The following is a 12,271-nucleotide window of genomic DNA, read 5'->3' on the forward strand; positions in this document are numbered from 1 at the left end:
GCGGGCCTCCCTCGCCGGCGCTCGGTCGGGTCCTCGCGTCGGTCGGCGCTCATGCAGCGACCGGATGCTTTCGGGGGCGCCCCCTCGGTCGTTTTCGGGCGACGATCGCCCCCTGGACGATGAGCTGGCCGCCCCAGACGCCCCATGGCTCCTGGCGCTCGAGAGCGCCGGCGAGGCACTGGGCCCGGGCTGGGCAGAGCCCGCACAGCGTCTTGGCGTGCTCGACGTCCTCGGGCCGCTCGGCGAACCACAGCTCCGCGTCGTAGTCGCGGCAGGGAATGGTTGCGCCGTGGGCCTCGGCCCGAGTGCCGAGGTCGATCGTGTCGCTCAGCGGCATCGCGTTCACCTCCATCTCGACTGCGCCCGGGATGTGGCGCACCGGTTCGTTCGGGTCGTGCTGCGAGAGTCCCGCTCCGGGGCGGGTCTCGGTCCTGCTCGTCATCCGGGGAGTCATGGTGGTGTCCCCTATCTGTCGGGCGCCGGGTACGGCGCTGGCGGTGATGATGGGTGGAGCGGCACAGGGTGCGGAATACACAAAGGCCGCGGACCCGGTGATGTCGGGTTCGCGGCCTGGAGATGAGGCGCTGGGCCTGAGGTCAGACCGGTGGCCTCCCGAGGTGGGAGCGAACGACATCGGTGGTCTTGTAGGTCGGGGCGTCGACAGAGCTGCCCTCGAAAGCCCGGGCGTCCACGACGACGATGGGCGTGCCGAGGGCGGCGAAGGGCACAACGGTCCCCTGGAGCGTGACGGCCGTGGTCGCGAGGAGGATCTGGCCGACCGGACGTGGACGCGCGACAACGCCACAGGGCACTGCGTTCATCGCGGTGATCATCGTGTTCATCAGGCCAACCTCCTTCCGACCTCGCGGGCCCCAGCCGACCACCTGAGCCGCTGGGCTGTTACCCAAAAAGCGTACGCGGTCGACCTGCCAGGCAACAACCCATTTACCGGATTCTGTCGGACCTTTTTCGGCGATCTTCAAGATCGGGTTGAATCTCTTGTGGGAGAAGGGGTTTCGACGACGGACTCGACGGCGCCACCCGCGACGAGAGCGAGCACGTCGGCACCATACGCGGCGAGCTTCCGAGCGCCCACGCCGCTGATCGCGGACAGCTCGGCCTCGGTGCCGGGCTCACGCTCGGCGATCGCGGTGAGCGTCGCATCGGTGAAGACGACGTAGGCGGGCACGCTCGCCGCACGCGCGACGGCCAGGCGCCACTCACGGAGCCGGTCGAAGGTGGCCTCGTCGTAGGTCGGCGGGCAGTCGGCACACCGGCCGGTCTTGCGCTCGGCCGCGGTTCCGAGCTGGGCGCCGCAAGAGCGGCACTGAGCCCGTTCGGCGGCCTTGGTGGCGCGCCGCGAAGCGCCCCGGCTGCCGGCGCCGACCTGGGCCTGCTCACCGAGGACATCCGAACCCGCCGCGAGAAAGCGCGAAGGCCGCCGGGTCGCGCGCCCTCCGGGAGCACGAGACCCGGCGAAGGACAGCTCCAGTCGCCGGCGCGCCCGCGTCAGACCGACATAGAGCAGCCGGCGTTCCTCCTCGATGTCGTCGAGACCCTCGGCCATCGAGATCGGGATCAGCCCGTCGGAACACCCGACGATGAAGACGACGTCCCATTCGAGGCCCTTGGCAGCGTGCAGGCTCGCGAGCGTCACCCCCTGTACGGCGGGGGCGTGCTGTTCGGCGGCCCGCCGGTCCAGCTCCGCCACGAGCTCGGGAAGCCGAGCCTCCGGGACCGTCTCGAGCAGGTCGTCGGCGAGCTGGGCGAGCGCCCTGAGTGACTCCCACCGCTCGCGCACGGCCCCGGAGCCGCTCGGCGGCTCAGGTGTCCAGCCGGCCCCGGTCATGACGTCACGGGTCAGGTGGCCCAGGGGCTTGTCCCCGTCGTCGCCACGGGCCGCCCCGCGCAGCAGGAGGATGGCGTCGCGGACCTCCTTGCGGGCGAAGAACCGCTCCCCGCCCCGGACGAGGTAGGGCACCCCCTGGTCGGCGAGGGCGTGCTCGATGGCCTCGGACTGTGCGTTGATGCGAAAGAGGACGGCGATCTGGCCGGCGAGGGTGCCCTCGTCGATCAGCGCCTTGGCCCGGGCCGCGACGGCCGCCGCCTCCGACGGGTCGTCGGGGTGACTCGTCAGGAGCGGGCGAGGACCGGGATCCGCTTGGGCGCGGAGCTGGACGGCCCCATCGCGGGCCGCCTGAGGCCCACTCGACACGATGCGGTTGGCCAGGTCGACGATCTCGGGCGACGAACGGTAGTTGCGCACCAGCCGGACCATCGTGGCGTCGGGGAAGCGCCGACGGAAGCCGAGCAGGTACCGGGGGCTGGCGCCGGTGAACGAGTAGATCGTCTGCGCCGGGTCCCCGACGACGCACACGTCGCAGCGCTCCCCCAGCCAGAGGTCCAGGAGCCGCTGCTGGAGCGCGTTGACGTCCTGGTACTCGTCGACGACGAAGTGCCGGTACTGGTCGCGCACGGCCCTCGCGATGTCGTCACGGTCGGCCAGGATGCCGACCGTGAGCAGCAGCACGTCCTCGAAGTCGATGACGCCGCGACGGTGCTTGACCTCCTCATAGGCGTCGAGGACCCGCGCCATACCGGTGACGTCGACCCCCGGCGGCTTGCGTCGCGCGGCCCTGGCCGCGTCGGGGTAGCTCTCGGCAGTGAGCAGGCTGACCTTGGCCCATTCGATCTCGGCCGACAGGTCGCGGATGGCCGTGCGGTCGAAGCGCATCCGCAGCCGGCTCACGGCCTCGGCCACCGCCGGCGCCTTCTGGGCGAGCACCTCCGGGGCGGCGCCACCGACGGCTTGGGGCCAGAAGTAGTGCAGCTGGCGAAGGGCGGCCGCGTGGAAGGTGCGGGCCTGCACCCCCCGCACGCCGAGCCCGCGCAGGCGGGTGCGCATCTCGCCCGCCGCGCGGGCGGTGAAGGTCACCGCGAGCACCCGTTGCGGCTGGTGCAGCCCGGAGTGGACGGCATACGCGATCCGGTGCGTGATGGCCCGCGTCTTGCCCGTGCCCGCCCCGGCGAGCACGCACACGGGACCGGGGGGTGCCGTCGCGACCTGACGCTGCTCGGGGTCGAGGCCCGCCAGGACCGCGTCGGCCGTCAGGAGCGGGTATGCCGCTGGGTTCGTCCCCGACATGACCCTCCTTGCGTCTCGCGGTCCCCCGTCATCCTCCCACCCGGGTGGGAAGGCCGTGCCGACACGTGGCTCGGCCGACCCTGGGGCTAGCCCCGTGCGGCGGACTCGACCGACTCGCCGAGCCAGTGCTCGATCATCCGTTTCGCGATCGAGATGCCGACCGGCGTGCGGATCTCGTGACTGCGCAGGAGTTGCCGGTACTCGTCTCGGGTCATCCAGCGTGCTTCGGCCATCTCCACGGGGTCGAGGGTCAGGTCGACCTGCGCCGTGCGAGCGGCGAAGCCGACCATGACCGATGACGGGAACGGCCACGGCTGGTTGCCCAGGTAGGTGACGTCGTCGACGGCGATGCCCACCTCCTCGGCGACCTCGCGCGCGACCGCCTGCTCGAAGGACTCGCCTGGCTCGACGAAGCCTGCCAGCACCGAGAAGCGGCCCTCCGGCCACCGTGGTGAGCGCCCGAGCAGGATCCTGTCGTCCGGGTCGATGACCGACATGATGACGGCCGGGTCGGTGCGGGGGTAATGCTCACTGCCGTCCTTCGGGCAGTGACGCACCCAGCCTGCCTCGATGGGCTCGGTCCGGCTGCCGCACAGCGAGCATCGGCCGTGGGTGCCGTGCCAGTTCGCGAGGGCCAGAGCGGTTGTGAAGAGCCCCGCGTCGAGCCGGTCGAGCAGGTCTCCCGCCCTGCGCAGGGTCAGCCAGGACCCGTCGAGCTCTTCGGACGTGGTGAGCGGCAGCACGGCGACGTAGGCTCGCCCGTCCGGCCCGCGGCCCAGCGCCGCGGCGAGCACGGTGCGATCACCGGACTGGGGGGCGCGCAGCCGCAACGAACCCCGACCGTCCGCGACGTCGACCGCGGCCTTCTCGCCGCGGATCTCGACGACCCGTGTTGCCGGGTCGGTCAGCAGGGCATCGAGCAGCCGCGGGTCACGCCGCTCGTGGCCCGACCGGTCCAGGACCCCGGTCGCGAGGGCGAGGTCCTCGAGAATCGCGTGCGTCGTGCTCACCCTCCCACCCTAGGTTCCCTCCTCCGCCTACGGTGGGGGGGTGTCCCGGAGTGCCCTGCGTCTCGCCGCTCTCGCGAGCTCGGCCGTCCCTGGGCTCGACCCGGTCTCCGTCACGGGGGTTCCGGTCGGGCTCGGCGACCTCTACGAGGTCGCGTTCGTCACCGACTCGCAGGACCGCCGGTGGGTCGCTCGGGCAGGTCGCACGGCGGCAGCCGACACCTTGCTCGAGGACGTGGGCGGCCTCATGTCGCTGCTGGCGCATCGGCTCGAGATCGCCCTGCCGGTGATCCGTGGTGTGTCGGTCGGCCGCGCCGGCCGGGCGGTCGTCCACGCTCGTGTGCCGGGGCAGCCGCTCCGCTTCGCGGCGCTGCCGCCCGGGGTGCCGCTGGCGGCTGGAGTGGGGCGCACCCTCGCCCACATCCACAACATCGAGCTGGCCGTCTTCGAGGAGGCAGGCCGGCCGAGCTACGACGCCGAGTCCCATCGGAGGCGGATGCTCTCGGAGCTCGACCGGGCCTCGGCGTCCGGGCACGTCCCCTCCGGGCTGCTCTCGAGGTGGGAGTACCGGCTGGAGGACATCTCCCTGTGGCGGTTCGCGCCGACTCCCGTCCACGGCGCCTACACCGGCTCGCACGTGCTGGCCAGCTTCGACGACCCGGACGACGCAGGCAGCGGTCGTGTGCGCGGCGTCATCGGCTGGGAGCAGGCCAGGGTGGCCGACCCCGCGGACGACCTCGCCGAGCTCGTCCGCCGCGCCCACCCGGCAGCACTGGACACGGTCCTCGAGGCATACACTCAGTCACGCATCGAGCGACCGGACGCCAACCTGATGGCCCGGGCCCGGCTCGCTGCCGAGATGTCGCTGGTGCACCGACTCCTGGCCGCCCTCTCGGCGACCGAGACCAGGCTTGTCGAGCAGGTCTCGGCACAGCTGCGGAAGCTCGACAGGCGGACCCGTGAGGCCGAGGAGCATGCGAAGGCCCGTCGGATCGAGGCCGAGCGGGCGGCCCGGCGCGAGCGCACTCAAGCACAGGTGGCCGCCGTCTCGGTGCCCGCCACGACCGCGGCAAGGGAGGGCCCCAGCGATGGGGCCGAGGCCGAGCACGGAGCCGAGGCTGCGGTTCGGGCAGGGAACCGTCACCCCGAGGACGAGGCGACCCAGCCGTTCACCCCGGCGAACGGTCCGGTCGACAACGCCGGGTTCGACGAGGCGACCCAGCCGTTCACCCCGGCGAATGGTCCGGTCGAGGCCGAGCACGGCGTCATACCGCTGGGTTCGGCCGACGACGCCGAGTTCGAGGCGGCCACCGAGGCGTCGGAGGCTGACGCGCCGCCCACCGACGAGCCACTCGCGATGGGGTCGCGGACGGACGCGCCACCGGCGGTGGTGTCACCCACCGAGACCGCTCCACCGGCGGACGGGGTCTCCCTGGTGCAGGCGGAAGGGGATGGGGATCCGGTCGACGACCGGCACGAGGGCGCCTCCGAATTCGTCCCCTTGGGGCAGCGCGGGCCACGGAATGTCGGGAACCAGACCTGAGGGTTCGTCGGCGATGGGCCACTACCCTGGGGCGATGGTCGCAAGCAGTGCGGCGAGCTGCGCCTCGTCCGGAACCTCGGGGCGGACCGTGACGCCGCGGGAGGCGTAGTAGAAGGCCCCGTCGACGAACTCCGGTAACACACCGTGCAGCCGGGCGAAGGCCACCACATAGGCCGCGAGCTGGAGCGCCCGGACCCGAGCCTCCTGCCCCGTGGGTGGGGTGCCGGTCTTCCAGTCGACGACGGTCCAGCCGCCGTCGTCGCGGGGGAAGACCGCGTCGATCCGGCCCCGGACGGCGATGCCGTCGATGACCGTCTCGATCGGCAGCTCGATCTCCTCGGGGATGCGCTCGGCCCACTCGCTCGCGAGAAACAGCTCCTTCATCCGGCGCAGGTCACCCTGGTTGTCGGCCCCCTCGTCGGCACTGCCCGGCAGGTCGAGCAGGTCGACCATGGCGGCCCTCGCGTAGTGCTCCTCGAGCCAGGCGTGAAAGGCGGTGCCTTGCCTGGCGGCGATTGCGGGGGGCGCGGGCATGGGTCGCCGTAGGTGCATGGCGAACGCCTCGGGGTCGCGGGCCAGGGCGACGACGGCAGATGCGGACAGGTGACGCGGGACGTCGACGATGCTCGGGCCCCGATGCCGGCGGGCAGCCTGCTCGGCCAGCAGCAGACGCAGGTCGTCGAACCGAGCATCGTGCACGGGCGGGAGGGGGCCCTCGGCGCCTACCAGGTCGATGATGTGCGCGACCGCGTCGGTCAGGGCCACCCGACGCTGCGCCATGGGGTCGTGCGGCCAGAGCGCCGAGACCGGCTCTGCGAGCAACGGGTTGTCGGGGGAGACGGGCTCGCCCTTGGCGTTCGTCGCGGGGTCGGGTGCCGCCGCCCAGTCGCTGAGGTCGAGGTCGTCACCGATGGCCTGGATGATCTCCGTGAGGAATCGAGACTCGACGTTGATCGTCTTGCGGGACGACCAGAAATGGCTCGACAGGAGCAGGTCGGTGCGCGCCCGCGTGAACGCGACGTAGGCGAGGCGCCGCTCCTCGGCCACCGCGTGCCGGCCCCCGGCGGCGGCGAAGTCGGCGATGACCTTGCCGAAGCTCTTGCGGTCGAGCATGGCACGCCAGTCGAGCACGGGCAGGCCGTCCCGGTCACCGCGCAGCTCGTAGGGCACCCCGTCGAGGCCGGTGAGCCAGCCCTTGTCGGATGGCCTGCCCTTCAGCCGCCAGCACCTGTCGGCATACGTCACCGATATGGCGCTGTGGGACGGGAAGACGGACTCGACGAGGGCGGGCACCGCGACGACGTCCCACTCGAGGCCCTTGGCGGCGTGCACGGTCAACACCTGGACGGCGTCTCGGTCGGACTCGACATGGCCGAGCTCGAGGCCCCGCTCCTGGGACCGGGCCGCCTCGAGCCAGGCGAGGAAGCCGACCAGGGTGGGCCGATCGGAGGTCATGGCGAAGCGCGCGGCGACATCGGCGAACGCGTCGAGGTGGGCGCGGGCGGTCGCTGCGGTGTGCTCGGGCCGGGACAACACCTCGACGTCGAGGCCGAGCGCTCGCTCAGCCTCCCCGACCAGGTCGACGAGCGGAAGCGTCGTCAGCCTGCGCAGCGCACGCACGATGTCTCCCAGGCCGGTGAGGCGGGTGCGAGCGGTCACGCCGAGCCGAGCCCCGGCCCGCGATCGCCACTGCGGTGCCGGCAGGCTGTCGAGCGCCTCGACGAGAGTCGCCTCGTCGGCGCTGTCGGGGGACAGGTCACTGCCACGGTCGCGGCCGATGCCACGAAGCTCACCGGCCCAGGACCACAGCGCATCGAGGTCGGCCGGGCCCAGCCGGGCGACCGGTCCGGTGAGCAGCCGCATCAGTTGGTCGCCCCGACTCGGGTCCGCGACGACGGACAGGACGGCGACGAGATCCCCGACCTCAGGGGTCATGAGCAGTCCCCCGAGACCCACGACCTCGACCGGCAGGCCCTCGTGGCGGAGGGCGTCGATGACGACCGGGAAGTGCGCGCGGCGCCGGCACAGGACGGCGGCGGAGCGGCCGGTGCGGCGACCGCTCGGTGTGCGCCACCGGGCCGCCACCCAGCGTGCTGCATGCGCCGCCTCGTCCTCGAGGGAGGTCAGCCGGGCCACCGTGACGGTGCCCACCCCGGCACCCGGCCGCGGCGAGAGGGGTCGCACGTGCGCGGTGCGCAGCGGGCCCGAGGTGACGTTGGCCGCATCGAGGATGAGCAGGTCGTTGCGCCAGCTTGTCGACAGGGGCAGCACCGCGGCCGGCCCGTCATCGCCTGCGAACTCGGCCGGGAAGCGGGCGAGGGTCGTCGCGCTCGCGCCACGCCAGCCGTAGATCGACTGGTTCGGGTCACCGACGGCAGTCAGCGCCACCGGGTCGTCGCCGTCGTGGAACAAGGCGCGCAGGAGCGCGAGCTGAGCCTCGGAGGTGTCCTGGAACTCGTCGAGCAGCACCGCTCGGAAGCGCTGGCGTTCGATGCGGCCCACGTCGGGGGCGGCCTCGAGGAGACACGCTGCGAGCGCCATCTGGTCCGCGAAGTCGAGAGCGTCCCCCTCCCGCTTGAGGGCGAGATAGCGCGTGACGATCGGCAGGACGGCGCGCCGTTCGCGCAGGACCCCGAGCACCTCCCGCGCGGGCGTGAGCGAGCCCTTGCCCTCACCGTCGGGTAGCTCGTCGAGGTGGGTGATGACCTCGTCGAGGTAGCGCGCCACGGCGGCAGGGCCGAGCAGGTGTTCGGCCATCTCGCCGGCGAGCCCCATGACCGCCTCGATGATCGTCGAGGCGGCCTTGCCGACGCCGTCCATCGCGCCGTCGTAGCGCTCGACGGCCTCAGCCGCGAGCTGCCAGGCCCCGGCCTCGGTGAGGAGCCGGTACTCCGGCTCGATGCCGAGGCGCAGCGCGTGTTCGCGCACGAGCCGACCGGCGTAGGCGTGATAGGTCGAGACGGTGGGGGTCCCACCGAGGACCTCGGCACCGGTGCAGTCGTCGACGGGAGGGGTCCACAGCCGGGTGCGGCCCAGGGTTCGCAGCCGGCCGGTGACCCGGGCGGACAGCTCGGCGGCGGCCTTGCGCGTGAACGTCAGGCCGAGGACCTGGTCGGGCTCGACGTGACCGTTCGCGACGAGCCAGACGACACGAGCCGCCATCGTCTCGGTCTTGCCGGACCCGGCTCCGGCGACGACGAGCAGCGGCTCGGGCCCGGCCTCGATGACCGCCTGCTGCTCCGAGGTGGGCTGCGGCAGCTCCAACGCCGCGGCGATCTCGGCCGCCGAGTGCTTCACAGTGACTCCCCCTCGGGCTGCACCGGGCAGGAGCCCCTGACCGGGCACACCTGGCACCAACGGCCCTGGACGGCTCGGAAGGTGGCGGCGCCCATCCCTGTCGCAGTCTGCTCGACCAGCCGCCGGGCCCACTGGGGGTCGTCCGCCTCGCCGACCGGTGGCTGGCGCTGGACAGCGGGGCGACCACCGGTCCGGCCGGCCTTGCCGAGCTGTACGAGCGCCGCCCCACCTGACCTGGTGCCGAGCTCGGTGAAGGCTCCTGCCTCGACCGCAGCCTGATAGGCGCCGAGCTGGCCGTGCTCGGCGAGCTCGGCCTCGGTCGGCTTGCTCCGCCCGGTCTTGAGGTCGACGATCCGCAGCCGCCCGTCGCGGTCCTGCTCGATCCGGTCGACGCGGCCGGCGAGGCCCGCTCGCCCGATCCGCACCGTGAAGTCGGTCTCGACACCGACCGGCTGCCACCCCTCGTGTCCGGCCTCGTCCCGATACACGGTGAACCGGCCCACCATGTCGTGCGCCTCCTGCCGTGCCCGGTCGGTGAGCCACCCGGGGGGAAGGCCGAGCCGGCCCCATCGGCGGTCGAGCTCGGCATCGAGGCTCGCTCGGCCGGCTTCGGGATGGTCGGCGACGATGTCGTGCACGAGGGTGCCGACGAGCTGGGCGCCCTTTGCCGGGCCACTTCCACCGACGGCACCGAGGAACCACGAGAGCCCACACTGGTGGAAGCGCTCGACCTTCGACGGGGACACGCGTACCACCTTGCTCTCCGCCCGGACCGGCCGGTCGTCGGTGAGGTCGTGCAAGGCCCACCAGCTGATCGGGTCGGCTCCGGCCACACCTGCCCTCGCCGCATGCGCGAGCAGCTCGGCCGCGGGCCGCGCCACGAGCGGATCGAGGTTGGCCACCTCTCGGCGCAGCTGCCCGACGAGCCCGGCCAGGGTCATCGGGCGAGGTGGGTCGGCATGCCGGCGAACCTCCGTGTCGAGCCCGTCCACCCGCGGCGGGTCGATGAGGTCGAGATAGACCGAAGGCTGCTCGTCCTCGTTGCCCACCGCGGTCACGATCAGCCGTTCCGTCGCGCGGCTCAGGGCGATGTGAAGCAGCCTCGTCTCGTCGTAGCGGACGGCGGCCTGGGCTGCCCGGAAGCTGCGCGGACGGTCTGCTACGACGTCGACGAGCTCCTCCGACCCGAGGACCGAGCCGCGGAGGCGCAGGTCGGGCCAGACTCCCTCCTGGACACCGGCGACGACGACGATGCGCCACTGCCGTCCGGCTGCGCCCTGGGGGGTGAGCAGCTGCACCGTCGGACCGCTCTGTGCCCGTGCGAGCAACGTGTCGCCCGGGACGTCCTGACCCTCGACATGCTCGAGGAACGCAGCGGGCCCGGCCTGCGGGAGCCGGTCGACGAACGCGGCCGCGGCATCGAACAGACCGAGCACCGCATCGAGGTAACGGTCGGCCCGAGCCCCGCCTGCACCACCTGCGAGAGCCGCGCGACGCCAGGGCTCAGCCAGCCCGGCCGCCGACCAGACCTCCCAGAGCACGGTCTCTGCCGTCACCCCGGGCTCCCAGCGCCCGGAGTCGGCGACCCGCGCCGCCCGGGCGCCGGCGTCGATCGCGGCCGCGACCCGGGCTGCCGGCGCAGCGAGGTCACCGAGCGCTCTGGCCCGAGCCGGATCGAGGAGCAGCTCGGCGAGCAGCTCGTCGCTCGACCGTCCCCCACCCGCCTCCAGCTCCTCGCGGCGCAGGAGTCGTCGGAGTCGACGCAAGGCGACGGCGTCGGCGCCGCCGATCGGCGAGGTCACGAGATCGGCCGCAACCCTGGGGTCGGGTGCGTAGGCCTGCCCGTGGTGCGTGGAGCGCGCGGATTGCAGTGCCGTCCTCAGGATCGCCAGGAGCGGGCGGACCGTCATCTCGTCGCGCACGGGTGTCTCAGCCGTCGCGGTCGCGAGCGGAACCCCCGCCGTGGCCAGCAGCCGTCGCAGCAGGCCAGCCCGCGCGGAACCCCGCACGATGACCGCCATCTGGTCCCACGGCACTGCGTCGACGAGGTGCGCCCGGCGCAGGATGCCGGAGATGTGGGACGCCTCCTGGGCTGCCGAGCGCAGCAGCGCCACCTCGAGGAGCCCGCCGGTTCGCATCGCGCGCCACTCCCGCTGCGCCCCACCGCCGAGGGCGCCGATGCGCCGCACGACCCGCTCGATGCTCTCGCGCAGCTCGGCCGGGATGCGGTAGGAGACTGCGAGCACGTGGCTGTCCTGCTCGGACTCGCGGCCCAGGACGGTCCACCCCTGACCGAGGAACCGGGGGTCGGCCCCGCGGAAGGTCTGGACCGCGGCATCGGGGTCACCGAGCAGCACGATCCTCGGACCGGCCGTGGCCACGATCCGCAGCAGCCGCGCCGCGGCGGAGGTGACCTCCTGGGCGTCGTCGACCACGACGAGCGACACCGCGTCGCGGAGCCGGTCGAGGGCAGGCCCGTCCTGCTCCAGCTGGTCGGCCGCGGCCGTGAGGATCCAGGCCGGGTCGTAGGCGCCGTACCGCGAGAAGGCGGTGACCTGGTCGTACTCGCGGAGCACCTGGGCTGCGGCGACCCATTCGGGCCGGTCGTGCTCCTTGCCGAGGGCCAGCAGGTCGTCGGGTCCCAGACCGTGCTCGACGGTGCGCATGAGCAGGTCGCGCAGCTCGCCACGAAACCCTCGCGTGCCCAGTGCCGGCCGGAGCTTCTCGGGCCACTCCGGGCCGGGGGCGTCACCGGCCGCGTGGCCGGCCAGCAGGTCGCGCAGCACGACGTCCTGCTCGGGGCCGGTCAGCAGGCGAGGTGCGGGGTCGCCGCGCAAGGCCGCCTCCGACCGGAGCAGCGCGAAGCCGAAGGCTTGCCACGTCCTCGCCAGGGACTGGGTGCTGGTGCCGTCGAGCCGGGCGGTCACCCGCTCGCGGAGCGCCGCAGCGGCTTGCCGGCTCGAGGTGAGGACGAGGCAGCGGTCGGCCCGCTCCCCCGTCGCCACCTGCCGGGCGATGAGCTCGACGGCGAGAGTGGTCTTGCCGGTGCCCGGACCGCCGAGGACCCGCAGCACCCGGGCCGACGACTCGAGCACGGCACGCTGGCTGTCGTCGAGCCGGATCGACGGCGCGGCGGGAGCTGCGGCACGACGAAGGATGAGCACGAGAAGGATTCCATCATGCGCTGCCGACAACGGTCCTCGGCGACCGGTCCGCGGGCTACCGGTTGACCAGGACCGCCCTGGCCTCCCGGATGGTCACCCGGGTACCCGGCATCGG

Annotated in this window: 7 protein-coding genes; 1 reads left to right on the forward strand and 6 read right to left on the reverse strand. The window is 72.9% G+C overall.

Translation table 11 applies throughout. The features are described from left to right. Positions 1-49 precede the first annotated feature (49 nt). The 4 genes from L0H79_RS16045 to nudC form a co-directional block, all read right to left on the reverse strand. Positions 50-337: a WhiB family transcriptional regulator gene (locus L0H79_RS16045; RefSeq protein WP_301485646.1), complete on the reverse strand. Its 288-nt coding sequence runs from the start codon at positions 335-337 to the stop codon at positions 50-52. Between the two features lie 259 nt (positions 338-596). Then, complete coding sequence (locus L0H79_RS16050) at positions 597-842, reverse strand: hypothetical protein (RefSeq protein ID WP_301485640.1); 246 nt, start codon at positions 840-842, stop codon at positions 597-599. A 137-nt stretch (positions 843-979) separates the two neighbouring features. Next, positions 980-3,145 (reverse strand): ATP-dependent DNA helicase UvrD2, encoded by a 2,166-nt coding sequence (locus L0H79_RS16055; RefSeq protein WP_301485641.1) that lies wholly within the window; start codon positions 3,143-3,145, stop codon positions 980-982. An 86-nt stretch (positions 3,146-3,231) separates the two neighbouring features. After that, positions 3,232-4,155 (reverse strand): NAD(+) diphosphatase, encoded by a 924-nt coding sequence (gene nudC, locus L0H79_RS16060; RefSeq protein WP_301485642.1) that lies wholly within the window; start codon positions 4,153-4,155, stop codon positions 3,232-3,234. 40 nt (positions 4,156-4,195) lie between these two features. Between nudC and L0H79_RS16065 the strand changes: the two genes are divergently transcribed. Continuing rightward, positions 4,196-5,695: a phosphotransferase gene (locus L0H79_RS16065; protein WP_301485643.1), complete on the forward strand. Its 1,500-nt coding sequence runs from the start codon at positions 4,196-4,198 to the stop codon at positions 5,693-5,695. A gap of 21 nt (positions 5,696-5,716) precedes the next feature. On the opposite strand, the gene L0H79_RS16070 is transcribed toward L0H79_RS16065, so the two are convergent. Together L0H79_RS16070 and L0H79_RS16075 are read right to left on the reverse strand one after the other, a co-directional pair. Beyond that, complete coding sequence (locus tag L0H79_RS16070; protein ID WP_301485644.1) at positions 5,717-8,992, reverse strand: ATP-dependent DNA helicase; 3,276 nt, start codon at positions 8,990-8,992, stop codon at positions 5,717-5,719. Further along, a complete protein-coding gene (locus L0H79_RS16075; RefSeq protein ID WP_301485645.1) occupies positions 8,989-12,156 on the reverse strand; it encodes an ATP-dependent helicase in 3,168 nt (1,055 codons plus the stop codon). The genes L0H79_RS16070 and L0H79_RS16075 overlap by 4 nt, the downstream gene beginning before the upstream one ends. Between the last annotated feature and the right edge of the window lie 115 nt (positions 12,157-12,271).

The organism is Intrasporangium sp. (assembly GCF_030452765.1).
GTDB lineage: Bacteria > Actinomycetota > Actinomycetes > Actinomycetales > Dermatophilaceae > Intrasporangium_A.